The organism is Ruegeria sp. AB9 (genome assembly GCF_056542585.1).
This window is the reverse complement of sequence record NZ_JBQGAA010000011.1, coordinates 137,585-152,422: the sequence shown is the minus strand read 5'-3', so window position 1 is coordinate 152,422 and position 14,838 is coordinate 137,585. Positions and strand designations below refer to the sequence as shown.

General features: G+C 54.6%; 11 protein-coding genes. All 11 read right to left on the bottom strand.

All coding sequences use genetic code 11. The features are described from left to right. Positions 1 to 112: 112 nt before the first annotated feature. Positions 113 to 1,108, bottom strand: coding sequence for a glycosyltransferase family 2 protein (locus tag ACR0K5_RS19060; RefSeq protein WP_480631226.1), 996 nt, complete (start codon positions 1,106 to 1,108; stop codon positions 113 to 115). Between the two features lie 232 nt (positions 1,109 to 1,340). Further along, complete coding sequence (locus ACR0K5_RS19055) at positions 1,341 to 2,450, bottom strand: LysM peptidoglycan-binding domain-containing protein (protein ID WP_480631224.1); 1,110 nt, start codon at positions 2,448 to 2,450, stop codon at positions 1,341 to 1,343. A gap of 44 nt (positions 2,451 to 2,494) precedes the next feature. Further along, positions 2,495 to 3,757, bottom strand: a complete 1,263-nt coding sequence (locus ACR0K5_RS19050; RefSeq protein WP_480631223.1) for a substrate-binding periplasmic protein — start codon at positions 3,755 to 3,757, stop codon at positions 2,495 to 2,497. Positions 3,758 to 3,778: 21 nt separating this feature from the next. Further along, positions 3,779 to 4,561, bottom strand: coding sequence for a PP2C family protein-serine/threonine phosphatase (locus tag ACR0K5_RS19045; protein ID WP_480631222.1), 783 nt, complete (start codon positions 4,559 to 4,561; stop codon positions 3,779 to 3,781). A gap of 3 nt (positions 4,562 to 4,564) precedes the next feature. Beyond that, on the bottom strand, positions 4,565 to 5,593 hold the full coding sequence (locus ACR0K5_RS19040) for an FHA domain-containing protein (protein WP_480631221.1): 1,029 nt from the start codon (positions 5,591 to 5,593) through the stop codon (positions 4,565 to 4,567). Positions 5,594 to 5,795: 202 nt separating this feature from the next. Continuing rightward, a complete protein-coding gene (locus ACR0K5_RS19035) occupies positions 5,796 to 7,991 on the bottom strand; it encodes a serine/threonine-protein kinase (RefSeq protein WP_480631220.1) in 2,196 nt (731 codons plus the stop codon). A gap of 342 nt (positions 7,992 to 8,333) precedes the next feature. After that, entirely contained in the window at positions 8,334 to 9,620 is a 1,287-nt protein-coding gene (locus tag ACR0K5_RS19030; protein WP_480631219.1) for a dynamin family protein, read from the bottom strand. After that, positions 9,617 to 11,659, bottom strand: coding sequence for a dynamin family protein (locus tag ACR0K5_RS19025; protein WP_480631218.1), 2,043 nt, complete (start codon positions 11,657 to 11,659; stop codon positions 9,617 to 9,619). The genes ACR0K5_RS19030 and ACR0K5_RS19025 overlap by 4 nt, the downstream gene beginning before the upstream one ends. A gap of 68 nt (positions 11,660 to 11,727) precedes the next feature. Further along, positions 11,728 to 12,600: a hypothetical protein gene (locus tag ACR0K5_RS19020; protein WP_480631217.1), complete on the bottom strand. Its 873-nt coding sequence runs from the start codon at positions 12,598 to 12,600 to the stop codon at positions 11,728 to 11,730. A gap of 23 nt (positions 12,601 to 12,623) precedes the next feature. Continuing rightward, complete coding sequence (locus tag ACR0K5_RS19015) at positions 12,624 to 13,025, bottom strand: hypothetical protein (RefSeq protein WP_480631216.1); 402 nt, start codon at positions 13,023 to 13,025, stop codon at positions 12,624 to 12,626. Between the two features lie 52 nt (positions 13,026 to 13,077). Beyond that, positions 13,078 to 14,835 (bottom strand): dynamin family protein, encoded by a 1,758-nt coding sequence (locus ACR0K5_RS19010; protein ID WP_480631215.1) that lies wholly within the window; start codon positions 14,833 to 14,835, stop codon positions 13,078 to 13,080. Between the last annotated feature and the right edge of the window lie 3 nt (positions 14,836 to 14,838).

Genomic DNA, 14,838 nt, shown 5'->3' with positions numbered 1-14,838 from the left:
GGCAACTCGCTATGACCGATGTCCTCAGGTCTTCCTCTCAGCCATAGCTCTTGCGGCAACTGTCATCTACTGGTTATGAATCCTGACCCTAGTGAGTTCTGCCTTTAGTTGGTTAAGCAAATCGACGGTCTTCAGCTTTTATCAGTGATGGTTGCATCTGGTTATCTCCTGCCGCAGCAACCCCTTTGTGCCGCAAATAAGAAAGGCGGCGTGCTTCTCGGCGGGCAAGAGCCAGAGACTCCAGAATCAAGGCACAGACGATTGACAGCATAGTCGCGACAAACCCTGAAACCGCGACAACCAGCGACGGAATTCGATCAACGAGGCCTGTTTCCAGAAATTCCTGAAAGACCGATAAAAAAACAAAAAGCGAAGGCAAAAAGACCAACAAAGCCAAAGACAGGAAGAAAGCAATGGGCTTTTCGTCTTTGATCAACAGGCCGATCATTTTAAGGATTCGCCAGCCATCCGAGAATGTTGCCAGTTTGGAATTTGAATCCGGCAGGCGCGAAGAGTATCTTGTTTGAACCTCGCTGATTGGCATGCGCATTTGCATTGCATGAACGGTTAGTTCTGTTTCGATTTCGAAGCCGTTCGATACAGCGGGGAAACTTTTAACAAAGCGCCTGCTGAAAACACGGTAACCCGAAAGCAGGTCGTTGATTTTGCTTTTGAAGAAGAACTTCACAAGCCAGCTGAACAAAGCATTTCCAAACTTGTGGCCGCGCCGATAAGCTTCTGTTTCCTCATTCACTCGTGCACCATTGACCATATCCAAATTCTGCGAAACGAGCAGGTTGATCAATTCGGGCGCTGCTGCGCTGTCGTAGGTCGCATCCCCGTCTGCCATGACGTAAACATCCGCGTCCACGTCGGCAAACATTCTGCGGACAACGTTGCCCTTGCCCTGATAGGTTTCGGAATAGACCAGCGCGCCTGCCTCTAACGCAACTTTGACAGAGTCGTCGGTAGAATTGTTATCATAAACGTAAATGGTAGCGTCCGGCAGGGCGGCACGGAATTGCCTAACGGTTTCGCCAATGGCGACTGCCTCGTTGTAGCAAGGCAAAATCACTGCAATGTCCAGACCCGATCTTGTCACCGGCATCCGCGAGCTTTTTTCGGTATTGATGGCGCCCTGTATCATATGCAAATCACGCTCTTTCAGTGGCATCAATTGAATGATGGTCGTGCTTAAGGTTAGAAGGTGCTGCGCATTTGAGGCTGTTGTGAAGCAGATAAGAGGCCAAATTTTGTCATATTGAAATAACTTCTGTTTTCACTGACAAAAAAGGGGCCGATTGAAAAACCGGCCCCATAGTTTCAGCTGAACCGAGGGATCAGTTCGAAGCTGCCATCAGTTTCTCGTTGTGCTCGCGCAGTGTGTCGGAAACGATCGCGTACCATTCTCCGGATTCGCGCATTTCGTTCAGGCCTTTGTTCAGCATCGCCAAATATTGCTTGCCAAACGGATTGCTGCGGTGGCTGATAAAGCGCAGCGAAGACAGCGAAGTCACGAACGGGTTCTCAACCAGGTCGTTCTGGTTCAGACCCATTTCAACCATCGTGTCCGAGAACAGCTGAACTTCAAATGTTGCAACATCGGCAGTTCCTGTCAGGACCGCATCAAGACACTCGCGTGCGGTGATCGGCTGCATCAGCGTCATGGTTTCACCGTTGTGCAGACCTTCCTGTTCCAGATCGTGGATGAACCAGCCATCCATACGGCAGATCGTGGCACCTTTCAGCTCTTCAAAGGTTGTTGCGCCAGCAAAGTCGCTTTCCGGGATGGTGTAGAAACCGACCACGATGTCATAGACCGGAACGGACGAGTCGAACTGAGTGCAGCGCACTTCAGTTTCCCAGGACCATTCATAGGTGCGGTTGGTGCAGTCTGGCATGTTCCAAGCCATTGAGACGTCAAACGCGCCAAGCGGCAGAAGGGTTTCCAGGTGCGAGTTCCAGTCGTCCACAAAGCTGACGGAATAGTCGCGCGCGTTGCCACCACGCTGCAGAGCCGTGGTGCCCAGACGTGTAATCGCACCGCCACCGTTCAGCGATTCATCCGCGAAAGGCGCCCAGCCATTGCCGGTCACCAGTTTGATTGGCGGCTGATAAACGCTTGAACGTTTGACGCTGGCTGCACGTTGTTCTTCAGCTGCGATGATTTCCTGCGCGCTCTGACCATTTGGCAGGCTACCGTCTTCACAGGGCAGGGCCAGAACCAGACCTGGCTCAAGAGCATTGGGGTTGGTAATTTCGTTCCGGTTCGCGTTGAAGATCGGCTGATAGTTCGATGTACCATAGGCTGCGATGGCAATGGTCGCCATGGTGTCGCCATCTTGGACGGTGTAGTTGGTACAAGCTTCCTGTGCCGCAGCGGCGCCAGCACTCAGAGCGGTGATCGCGGTTGCTGAAAGCGCTACCTTCATTATCTTCTCGTTAAACATGTCCACTTCCTCCAGACTTTAGTTTGTCAGGCCAGTTTGGGGCCTTATCCATTTTCCATTTGATGACGCAGGGCGGTTGACACGATGTCACGCCATTCGCCCGATTGCTGCATGATTGCCAGACCCTGATTAAGCGTTTCAAGGATCGCTTCCCCATCAGGATTATCTTTATGGGTCATAACGTTAAGCGACTTGATAGCCGCCAGGTTGGGGTTCTCGATAATCCGGTGTTGATATCCAAGCCGCTCGATTGCCTCGACAGCCAGATGTGCTTCGATGGCTACGATATCTGCGGTGCCTTCCATCACGGCATGAAAGCAATCATCCGGTGAAGTCGGGCGCATAAGTTCAATAACCGGCTCGTAAAGACTAACCGCATCCATATGAGACAAAGACCAGCCTTCCGGACGGCAGATCGTTGCTCCGGCAAAGTCGGCATAGGTCAGTGTCTGCTCGTATCCTGAACCTTCGCGGGCAAAGAACGTGTCCACGACCTCATAGAACGGATTTGAGAAGTTGTAGGTTTCGCAACGGTTACGGTCATATTCCGATAGCGTCGCGGCTTCCTCGCAATTGGGCCGCGACCAGGGGAAAGTGCCGTCAAACGCAAGTGTTGGCATCAACAGGTCCAGGTGCGATGACCAGTCATTTACGAACTGAATTTTGTAAGCCTGTTCCGGAGCGGCACGGAACATCGCCGTTTCAACCAGATGTGTATAGAGCCCCCGGTTCGGAAGCGATTCATCGGTAAACGGAGCGTAATTGCCACCAGTGATCAGCAACAACTGACGGTCACGAATTTCGGGCCGTTCTCCCGTTCCTGCATTCCGGATCAAAGCGGCAGCTTCCGAACGAGCAGCTTCAATCTCTTCCGCTGCTGCAGCTCGCGCGGCTACAACCGCCTCTTCACTCGCTTTAGTTGCTTCGGCTTCTGCAGCAGCAACACGGGCTTCTGCTTCTGCTACAGCTTTCTCAGCACGTTCTTCAGCAGCTTTTACCAGCTCTGCCGCCATTTCGGCTGCCAACCGTTCGGCTTCGGTATCAGCTAGAACCGGAGCACGTCCGACATCTTCAAGACAGGGTAGTTCCAGAACATCGCCGACGCGGATGATATTGGGATTAGAACCGATGACATCCCGGTTCGCATCGAAAATTATGCGAAAATCTTCGGTCGCATAGACCTCGATTGCCAACTCCCGCAGGCTGTCGCCGCGTTGAATTTCATAAGTTGAACACGCCTCTTGCGCTGACGCCGCGCCCGTGGCGGCGGCAAGAGCAAGGCTAGATACGATTAGGTGCTTTCTCATGGGTCCTGGTACTTTGCCTGTTTAGGTTCTTGTGAGTTTCGCGACTGCGATAGAAAGATTATCCTGATCCGGGTCGCCCTTGGCCTGCACGGCCGTCAGCAATGCCTCGGCTATGTCTTGTGCCAGGCCCCGCTGATGATCCTGCAGAATGTTCTGAATTTCGGCGTCGCTGATATACTGCAGCCCGTCACTTCCAAGGATCAGGACATCAGCGGGCGACACGAGCATTGGGTTTTCCGGGCAATCCACCTTCGGAATAGCGCCACCCATGACCACCGAGGTCAACTGATTGCGGTCCATTTCCAGCGCCTCAGCTTTAGTGATCTCACCCGAGGCCATCTTTGCGTCGATCACTGGTGCCATCGAGTGATCTTCGTTGAGCTGTGTCAAAGTGCCATCGCGGAACAGGTAAAGAGGGCTGTCACCGATCGAAATCCAAAACACCCGCTGCCCGAGAAGAAGGACACCCAACATGGTTGATCCCATGTTGAAACCCTTACCCTGTGCATCGTTATGGTTGGAGATTGCTGCATTGGCTTGCATAGCCGCCAAAGGAAGCGCATCAATAGCAGAGCTTTCGTTCAGGGTCTCAGCCTCAAGCTCGGCGTCCAATGCGCCACGCCATGCAGCGATCACCATTTCCGAAGCCACTTCACCCGCTTCGTGCCCACCCATACCGTCGGCTATCACAATGTACCCTGCATCCGACGCGTCGAACATGCGGGCTGCAATCGCGTCTTCCTGTGTTTCCCGCTGACCCTGGTTCAGGATCAGCGCAACATCATATGCCGGAGTTGCCAGCATCTATCAGGAATCCCGCCAATCAAAACCGTCGTCGCAGAAGGCTATGAACCGGATGGAAGTTTCGCTGATACGGATCAGATCTCCACTGGACAGAGCAACGGTGCTGAGAACGGGTTTGCCGTTCAGGCGCACGAGATTAGCCTTGCCGCCATGGCCCAGATAGCATTTCCGATCTTCTGGGTCATAGGCGATCACTGCATGGTTCGCCCGCGAAATACCGGTATCGCCGAAGTCCAACTGGATGGCCTGGTCATCGTTGCGACCGATTTGCATCAGGCCTTCGGTCAGCGTAATGCTGGCGCCTCGTCCCGGACCTGCTGTTACCACCAGCCAGCCCACAGGGAATGTCTCTTGCGCCGCTTCTGCTTTTGCTACGGGTTCGGACGTTTCTATCAAGTCCTGAACATGAGTATCAGCGCGCTCAAAGCCCAGAAATGTCGTCTTGACCCGTGAGCGGCGGTCCTCAACCGGGGCAGGGGCTGGGATAGGTTCCATCTGCTCTACCACCGGCTCAACGGTCTCTTCTACCGGCGTCGCTTCCTGAACCGAAGGCTCTGCAACCTCAACTTCGTCGACGTCCGGCTCAGCGGTTTCGGACACGACCTGCGCTGATGTATCCTCTGCCTGCGTCGCTGCAGGTGCTTCCGCCATATGCAAGGTGACAACCTGCTCGACTTCAGCCAGCTCTTCGACGGGCTCTGCCGTCAAAACGTCTGTCGGTGCGTCTTCTTCCTCGGAGCTGTCCTCGACGAAGATCGACTCTTCTGGTTCTTCCGCGCTTTTTGCCTCGGCCTCGTCGAATTCGGGCATCTTTTCTTCGGGTATCAGTTCATCCGTTTCCTCATAGGATTCGGATGTCATGTTCCCACCCGCCAATGCGGCGCGCAGCGCGTTGAAATCCGCAATAGGTTCCTGCTTTTCTTCTTCGGTTGCAGGGCCGTCTACAGCGGTCGGTTTTTCAGCAACTTCTTCTTCTTTGGATTTGCCGGCACCTTCGAGAAGCCGGCTCAGAGGGCTTTTGTATTTGAACATGGTGTCGACACCTTCGAATTATTGACGCAGATATGCCGCGCCTTAGGCTGCTACTTTTCCCTGCGCGCCAGCGCAGAGCCACTCAATGGATACCCATGGAAACTGGTACAATCTGCGGCGGGCCGGTTCCCGCCGGGGTGGCAAAATCTGGTTGCCACCCTCAGCAAACACACACTGGCAGATGACTTACGAACCGGTCAGATTACTCCTGTGCAAGCTGCATGATGGCAGCCGTCTCGGCCCCATTGCGCAACACCGTCAGATTTGCTTCGGGATGCCCGTTTGAAACAAGTGCGGTCAGCATCTCTTCAAGGCTTTCCGAGCTGTCAAATGTTGTGCCGGATTGGCTTTCGTTCAGCAGGACATCGTCAGTCTGCAGACTTCCAACTGCTTCAGCCGGAACTGCGTTCACCTTTGTTTGCCATCCGCCGTTGCCATCACTGCTCACGGTAAAAGTGTAGCCATTTTCCAAACCTACTGACCGCATGGCGGGAAGGGCCAACAGACCGTTTTGCGCACGGGTCTGCCCCAGCGGACGGTAGCGGGCGGCAACCCTTGTGTACCCATCGGCGTCAACGTTCAGATGGTCCAGAACCTGTGCGGCGAACGGAACGTCCTGACGTACTGGCTTGCCATTCAGGGTAAAGATGACAGCACCGCGCTGCACCCATTCGCCAATCACGCTCATGTCCTGGTCGGCGTCAATTCCTGTAACTGCAATGGTAGCTCCGGTCGAGCCGCGGCGGCGGGATGTCTGGAAGGGAATATCGACATCCCAATGCGTAAACGACACCTGCTGTTCCGCCGGAACTCCGACGCTGGCAATTGCTTCAGGCGCAGGTTCTTCAATCACCGGCTCTGCTGCGACAGTCGCCGCTTCTGCCGTCTGCGACTGAACTTCAGAAGGTTCAGTGTCTGCGGGGGCTGTTTCTGTGGCAGCTGGTTCCGCAGGCGCTGCTTGTGCCTGCTCGACAGGCTCTTCCGGCTCTTCCGGCTTGGCTTCGGGCGTGGCGGCCACTTCGGGCTCTGGCTCGGGTGTCTCGGTGGCTGAAGGTTCGGTCCCAGACGTCTCTGTCTCAGCGGATTGCAACTCCACTGCGGGCTGCGTCACGGGTGCTTCTGCCTGTTCTTCCGTCTTGTCGCCGGACATCGCAAAGAAACCACCAGCGGCCAGCGCAACTGCAACAACGGCCACACCAGCGAACAGCTTGCCGCTGCCTCCGGATCCGCTCTGAACCACGGTATCGACAGCGACCGGCGCATCGTCTTTCGTTGTGATTTTGGCCAGATCGTCATCTTTTTTGTCTTCGTTGCCAAGAACAATGTCCGAGTTCCCGGCCAACAAGGCTGTTACAACGGCCTCTGCGTTTTCGCTTTCGGCTTTGATCCGGGCCTTTTCTTCCTCTTTGTCTTTCCGGTCCATGCCAACAATCACGGACACAGGACGATAGGCGAATGTATCAAACATGACACCGGGGCCGCGGAACATGCGCAACCAATCCAGTGCAGATTGCAGGCGATCCGTAGCGTGCACTTCCATCGCTTTGTCAATCGCCTCCAGAAACCCTTCCGGGTATCCTTCGAACCGACCGGCCAGTGGTGTGTAGGGGTCATCCTGGCCGTTGTTGAATGCATTCAGGCGGCTTTGACCGTCGATAGGGCGCTCGCCACTGATCGCGTGATAGAGAGTGGCCGCCAAAACATAGAGGTCGCTGCTGGGGCCTTGATCGGCGCCCCGGACATAGAATTCGTGTGGCGAGTACCCATCCTTGATGACGCGCAAGGTCAACAGAGCTGCCGACTTGTTTGCCGCTTGCTCACGCGCGGCTCCAAAATCGATCAGGACCGGATCCCCGTTTTCATCAATCAGAATGTTGTCCGGTGAAATGTCCCGATGCAACATGCCACTTTGGTGAATGAACGATACCGCAGACAGCATTTTTTCGGTGACCTGAACAATGAAGTCAGGCCCACCGTCGTTTTCCGGGTTTTCGACGTAGTCCAGCAGATCGCAACCACGGATGAGGTCCATTGCGATATACGCGGTGTCATTGTCTTCGAACACCTGATGTACGTCTACGATATTGGGATGTACCAGACGCGCATGATTGCGCGCTTCCTGAATGAAGAGGTCAATGATAGAGCGCAGATCATCCTTGAAGGATGAATCATTTGGTTCGACCAGATCACCGTTGCGGCGGCAGAGCGCTCCGGGGAAGCACTCTTTGATCACAACGTCCCGCTCCAGGCTGTCGCGGGCCAGATAGGTGATCCCGAATCCACCGTTGCTGAGATAACGGAGGATTTCATACTGCCCGCGCAATAGTTTTGCGCCTGGCTGCAATCCCTCAATTTTTGGTTCGTCGTGCGTCGCACCGACAGCCTGGTTGTGGCTCATTTCAATCCGCCCGTTCTATTCGTTTTGCGGCTTAGGAAAATCGGGCCAACAGCCCACGAACTCACAACCAAAAACAACCGCAGGACACTTGAGAACGGTTAGACGTTTCAAATTTGACTTTATTGGGGCCGCCTGATGGCTTCACTATGGATCGTTTTACGCACAATGTCATATGTGGTGTAAGGCGCAGTCTATAATACCACATATAGATTAACGATATAGATTAATTGAAAACTGAAACCCAAAATCAAGTGTTTTGGTCCACAAATTCGAAACAATAAAAGGGCCGATTCCTCGGCCCTTCGAATCGCTGCGATACTGCACAATCTTGACGGGAAAGCGTCAGGTTCCGGTTTTGGGCTGCGCCGCTGCAACAGTACTGCCAGCCCAGGCAAGATTGTCGCCCAGCTGCGCCAGAATGCTGATTGCGTCCTTCAGCGGTGCGTCCCCGCTTTCGAATTGCAGCAGTAACAGCAAGTCCGTCGCTTTTTCGAACTCTGCCGGAATCCAATCAGCGTCGGGATCTATTTCACCGCCTTGTTCCAGCCGTTCCGCAAAATCTTCGACAATCTCCTGACAGCTGTTCAAAAAGGCTGCCGGTTCGATGTCAGAGGTTTCACGCAAATCTTCATAGATGCTTGCGATCGCAGCCAGCCAATCCTCGAGGATGGGATTGTTCAGCGGGGGCAGGGCAGACCCCAGCGTTGACTGCATCGACGCTGTGTCATTCGAAACAACCGCTGGCTCCGGGCCCTGCAGTGCTTCGAGGTACGGCACGAGTTCCTTCTGCAAATCCTTCCGAGCGGCGTCGAGATCGCTGCGACGCCGGTTAGAAGCCGCATCCAGGACGTGCTCGGCAAGGCTCTGGCCACCGCAGGTTTCCCAAAGAGCAAAGTCAGGTTCGGGCTCCTGTGCCATGGCACGCACCGCGACCGGAGTACCAATTGGCACAACAGCGCGGAACATCCCTTCTTTTTCCTTGTTCAGCCGTGCAAGGACGCGATCCAATGCGCCCTGCACCGGTGGCAGATCAGCATGTGTGACGGCCAGCAGGCTGTTGGCTCGCAGTTCGGATGGCACCTGAGACCACAAATGGCGCTCTGTCTCGCGCCAGGCGTTTGTTCCATTGGTGCACCAGATGGCGCAATCGACGAATTTCAGCAAATCCAAAGTCGGCTTATACGTATCATCAAGAGCTCCCGACCCCGGAAGATCAAACAGCGAGATTTCCTTCAGCGCAGGTGTATTGATACCGACTGAGATGAAATCCGGCTCTTCTGCGGCCGCTTTTTCAAGCGCGATGCCCGAATAGGTTTTTGGCTCTCTGCCCCACCAACCAACGGTCGTTTCGGGCGTGTCCGCGTAGGCGACGATCACAAGCGGCAATTTCAGATGTTGTGGACCTGTTGGAAGAATATCCGCTCCAGCCAACATGTTCGCCAGACTCGACTTGCCAGCTCCAAATTCCCCGGCGAAACCGATGTTGACCGCATTTGACAGACGTTCGGCATGGGCCAGAGCCCGCGCGCGCATATCCTCCAACGCCGCGTCAGGCGTCAGATTTTCAGTTGCGGTCAGGAAACGCTCCAGCTGGCGCACTTCCTGTTCAGTTCCGGGAAATTCAATCATTCCGCAGCCTCTGCTTGTCTTTCATCCGCATTGGTTGTTCCAAAAACCGTCTCCAGCTCATCTGCAATACGGCGTGCTCTGTCGAATGCGCCTTGCGCTTCGGCCTGGGCATTCAGTTCTCCTGAGCTGGATCGGTGCTCCAGATGGCCAGCCAGCAGTGCCACATAATGATCCAGAACCGTGCTCAGCCGTTCCAACAGATTGTCTCGTGTCGTGTCGATCAGATCATCACCAATCAACTCAAACTCCTGCACAATCATTCGTTCGGCGCGCGCCACAACGCTATTGCGCGAGATCAGACGCGAGAGCCAGTTTACACGCAACTCAACCGTAATGCCACGGGTCAGAGCGGTGGTATCCGGACGGAACCATCGCACGGCGCTGGTGTTCATGCGATTATCGACCGGCTCTTGCCACCCAGGCAAAGCCCGCAAAGCGGCATTGCATTGCATGTCAATCGCGTAAAGCTCGCTCAGCATTCGCTGCCGAACTACCTGCGCTGCCCCCTGTACCAGTTCACGCATACGTTCGCGCAATGGTGTAAAATTGAGTTCGGTCTCGCCACCTTTTGACAGCAGAGGTGATTGGCCATCCGGCCCACGCACGACGGCAGACACGGATTCAGCGACCGTGTCATCCATGACGCCGCGCAGGTTCGACAGGACATCGTCCATGTCACGCGTGATTTCCTGCGTTTTGTCAGTAATCAGGTTGCGCAGCTCGCCAAGTGTCTTGTCGCTTTCATCGGCACTCCTGGCATCTGGGCCATCTTCATCTTGCAGCGCACGCAAATGAACCTGGGATCGCTCAAGCTCCCCTCGTGCGAAACTGTCGAGATGCTGCCATGCCATCCGCAACTGTTCGTTGATCGGCCCGTCCGTCAAAGCCTGAGTGACATGACGACGCAAATCCGGCAGGCCCGACGCGATCATTGCAGCAAAGCGCAGAACAGCTTCTCGGCTGATCGGTCCCGGACCTTGTTTGATCTCGGCCACACCGTTCAGATATTGCTGCATCTGTTCCGGGTGGGCGCGCAGCCACGCCAGAACATGATCGTGGTTCACCCCGGTTTCATCTCCAGTGAGCGCATAGTGCGCCCATTGCGCGCTGCCCATCAGAACGTCGATATTCGAGTTGCCCAATGCCTTCTCGAGCCCGTCGAGGACATCCTGATGCACCTTGGCTGCGTCTTCAGCCCCGCCGCCCAATTCGTCCACACGGTTGATAAATACAACAATCTGGCCAAGCTCCAGCGCTTGCATCAACCGGAACAGTTTCAGATCCGCGCGCGACAGAGCCTGATGCGCGGACAGGACTACCACAAAGAAATCGGATTCCTTCAGATACTGCCGCGAAATCTCTTCACGGATCAGCAGCGGGTCATTTACGCCGGGCGTGTCTGTAACCGTCAGGGGGAAAGGGAAGTGGCCGATGTCAAAATAGACTTCTGCCTTGCGAGTGATGTCACTGTAAAGTCCCCGATCACTGCCCGGATCCAGCGCACCGTCTTCTGTGGGATCATCCCCGGCACAAACGTATCGAGCCAAATCATCCGATGTCAGTTCGTCCAGATCATGGTGTTGACCCAACAGCTGTTCATAGCTGTCGCCCAGACGCCGACGCGCCCGGATTTTCATGGCCTCGACCTGCTCTTCGATCATCTCGCGCTTGTAGCTGTCCTCGTCATCGGGGAACATATTGCGCAGTTCTTCACCCTCGGCGATCAGCGATTGCCATTGGTAATTGTCGAAGAAATGAAACTCGGCACCTTCCGTCCTGCCGGATGGATGCCCGAAGTGCATATCGGTAATTACGGTCGTCCACGGGTTTACATCCGAAGGCAAATATTCCGCCTGACCGGTAAAGCCGTTGATCAGGCGCGACTTGCCCGCCTTGATTTGCCCGACAAAGGCAATAGACGGTTTTAGATTGTCAAGATCACCAATGATGCGGGAAATGAACTGACGCGTTTCATCATTGCTTGTCCCGTTCATTTCTTCTGCTATGCGAATAAGTTCGCGGCGATGTAATTCACTCATTACTCATTACCCTGGCTACATAAATAAACAGATCGAGGTAGTCGAAAATTTGAATTCAACGGAGGCAATCATTCCTGTGCCTCCTGCAAAGAGGTCCACAGATTGACAACCGCTCCCAATTTACGGGTCTCGTGGATGGCGACCGCGATCTGACCGCGGTCACTTAAAATGGCCAGACCGGCCCCTTTTCCACCCGACGGCCTCATAACGATCAACTGCGGGCCTTCACTCTCTTCCTGAGAGTCGTTGTCCCAGCCAGCAAGATCAGCGGCGAAACGCGCAAGCGCGTTCTGGTCGGGATGCATCCCCTCAGTGGGCTTGCACATGCCTTCAAGAAGGGGCGCGGTTACTTCAGTACTGTCTACAAAAACGCGACCTATGGCGAAGCGGTCCGATGCATCAAAAAAACGTCGGGAAAGTGTTGCCGCTGTATCCGGTGTTGCCTCGGTTGGCGGAAAGTCTTCTGCAGATTTCTCTGCCGTCGGGACGACAGAAACAATCGGCTCGGAAGAAAGCTCTATGGCAGCGCAGGCGTTCTCGATCTCACTGAACGTGACACCAACATCATCCGCTTCCAGCGCTGTGTCTGGCTTGCCCGACATCAACTCAAGCGGAGCAGGCGATGTGGAGATGTCGGATACCAATCCAGCCAGCTTCTCGATCAGTTCGACACGGGATTCCGTTTCAAAGTCCGGAATCTGACCCGTCGGTACTTTGAAGACATCCGTGATCCGAGAGCTGTTCACCTCAATAGCCAGACAATCCCCGTTTGCGGCGGTGAATTCCAACCGACGAGGTAAAACCGTGCCACGTATTGCCCGCAACACCGCAGTACGGCGGGCGTTTGCAGTTTCTCCGGCAATCATCACAGCCGGAGAAAGCCGAGCGACCGAAGACCGTCCGATATCTTCAAGCAAGTCGAGAATGTTTGTGTCCATCATGCCGTGACCCCCTCTGGTCCCGTTCAAACTGCAGCCGCGACCGGCCCCAGACTGAGATGTGATTTTGTGAGCGCCAGCCCGACATTCGCGCTGTTGCGACAGATATAGCAGACCACATGGTCAGGATATTCCTTGGTCCGCAAAAAGATGTTCAGCCTATCTTTCGAAAAAACTGCGATTTCCCCAAACCCAGTGTTTTCTTCGTCTGCACTGCCGGCCTGACGCAAGAGCGATTTAAACGCAGCAACCCCTTGCCCTTGAAATAGATTGGCTACTGCCACTGCCAAAGTACCCAATGAATCTTCGCAGTCAGGATCAGAAATACAACTGCCCAACAGCATCCCTGTTTCCATGTCGATATACCCGGCTGCAATGCAGTCGGGTATCGTATCCATGGCGGTATTCAGTGCATTTTGGATAGACATCTAAGCCTTTGTTTTCATTGGTGTGTTGCTCAATAATTCGATTCGGCTGCCCCTACAATACATGCCACTCTGCGCTGCTGTTTTCTCTTGCTTTCGGAATGGATCGAAGCGCCTCTTTGGTCTGCTTTGCATTGTGTTCAAGAGCGATCTGATCAAACTCGGCCAGAAAAGCTTTGAACACGTTTTTGAGCCCGTCTGTATCTTGGGGCAAGTCTTCATTTCTCGAAATTTCCTGCCACATGTCCGACGCGCTGAGCGGTGATCCGACCGCAACTTCCGGCAGATCACCAAGCGTCGCAACATTTCTGTCGACTGCATCAACCTGTTCGGCGGCGGCGGCTTCAATCAAACCACTGGTTTCGGGTTCCGGCTCATAGTCGTCGACATCGTTGCCGGGTTGAGCCGCCATCAAAGCAGTAATCGAGGATACAGAGACTTCGATGCCACGACCTTCAGCCGCATCGTTTTGTTCAGGCGCCTCTTCCACGCCGTCTAGTTCAATCGAGGATTCTTGCAACGAAGTGCTCAGCGAAGCGAGTACATCATCTGAGTTGTCAACAGCCGCAAGAGGCGCAGGGCCGATTTCTACATCATCTAAGTCACTCGGTGCGCTGTCAATTTCGTCGTCCAGATCAGCGTCAGCTGACAAGTCGAATTCATCTTCTTCCTCCAAACGCGCGACATTCGCCAATTCCAGAGGGTCGTTCGAGGTATCTTTGAAGAAAGTACGCAGATCATCGCTTGTGTCAGGTTCAACTGGAAGCGGCACTGGCTCTGACGCCATTTCCGCTCGGAGTCGTTCAGCCTCTTCCGCATCGATCCGAACTCGCTCAGCTTCATCAGAACGCCGCTCGACCCGAGCAGGTCGAACCGGGAAGCTGGTAACAACTGCCGCGTCCTCAGGGTTCGACCGCCCTTCGGCCTCCAGCGGGTTCACCAGTCTCAATGGTGCGACTTCGGGTTGGTTTTCCTGCACTTTGGGTTCGTTTGACGAGCGGGCAGGGCGCAAGGGCTTAACTTTGGGTGCGTCCGTCTGGCTTTTGTCGATCTGGTACCGAGCCAGTTGATCCGCCCGATTGTCCATTATCTGTTCGGTGATCTCCAGGAAGCTGTCGATCATCTTGCCGCCGCCGCTGCGCGACCACATTTCAGCATCGCCTGTCTTGTCCCGTGCTGTAATCGCATCGCGCGCAGAGAACAGGATGGACCGATTGAACAAGTGTCCGGCTTCACGGTTAACACGGCGCAGTACTTTTTGACGGTCTTTGAGATTCAAGGCGTCTGCCCGCGTCACCAAAAGCAAAGAGTTGTGTTGTAACCGCTCAGGCAATGAAACCCATGTCGCGCGTTCGGTTTCGCGCCACGCTTGCGTTGCGTGTGTACACCATAAGACACCGTTAGCCTGACCCACCGCGCGTTGCCATACATCGGTCGATATCTTGGGGTCCGAAATGCCGGGGGTGTCGATCAGATCGACTGCTTCCAGAATATCGGCTTCAAGGAAGATACGGATGAACTGCGCGTCATTGACGCCGACAGTTTCAAGCTGATCCAACTCAATGAGCTCAACGCTTCCGTCATGGCGTTTGATATAGGGCGCCTGATTACCCCAGCTGAACCAAACCGGCGGCAACTGAGTTGCCGTCACCTGCGTCGGCAAGGTCTGCGTTCGCAGCAAAAAGTTCATCAACGTAGACTTGCCAGCGCTGAACTCGCCCATCAGAGCGAATACCGGTTTGCGGCGGGACCACTGCTCGATGCGTTCCCATGCCTTCGGAGAAACAAAGCGTGTTTGTGTGTCTTTTGCCATTTT

Coding starts and splice junctions, on each gene's coding strand:
- ACR0K5_RS19060 (WP_480631226.1), bottom strand. CDS start 1,108: ATGCCGGTGACAAGATCGGGTCTGGACATTGCAGTGATTTTGCCTTGC.
- ACR0K5_RS19020 (WP_480631217.1), bottom strand. CDS start 12,600: ATGATGGACACAAACATTCTCGACTTGCTTGAAGATATCGGACGGTCT.
- ACR0K5_RS19030 (WP_480631219.1), bottom strand. CDS start 9,620: ATGATTGAATTTCCCGGAACTGAACAGGAAGTGCGCCAGCTGGAGCGT.
- ACR0K5_RS19035 (WP_480631220.1), bottom strand. CDS start 7,991: ATGAGCCACAACCAGGCTGTCGGTGCGACGCACGACGAACCAAAAATT.
- ACR0K5_RS19055 (WP_480631224.1), bottom strand. CDS start 2,450: ATGTTTAACGAGAAGATAATGAAGGTAGCGCTTTCAGCAACCGCGATC.
- ACR0K5_RS19050 (WP_480631223.1), bottom strand. CDS start 3,757: ATGAGAAAGCACCTAATCGTATCTAGCCTTGCTCTTGCCGCCGCCACG.
- ACR0K5_RS19015 (WP_480631216.1), bottom strand. CDS start 13,025: ATGTCTATCCAAAATGCACTGAATACCGCCATGGATACGATACCCGAC.
- ACR0K5_RS19010 (WP_480631215.1), bottom strand. CDS start 14,835: ATGGCAAAAGACACACAAACACGCTTTGTTTCTCCGAAGGCATGGGAA.
- ACR0K5_RS19025 (WP_480631218.1), bottom strand. CDS start 11,659: ATGAGTGAATTACATCGCCGCGAACTTATTCGCATAGCAGAAGAAATG.
- ACR0K5_RS19045 (WP_480631222.1), bottom strand. CDS start 4,561: ATGCTGGCAACTCCGGCATATGATGTTGCGCTGATCCTGAACCAGGGT.
- ACR0K5_RS19040 (WP_480631221.1), bottom strand. CDS start 5,593: ATGTTCAAATACAAAAGCCCTCTGAGCCGGCTTCTCGAAGGTGCCGGC.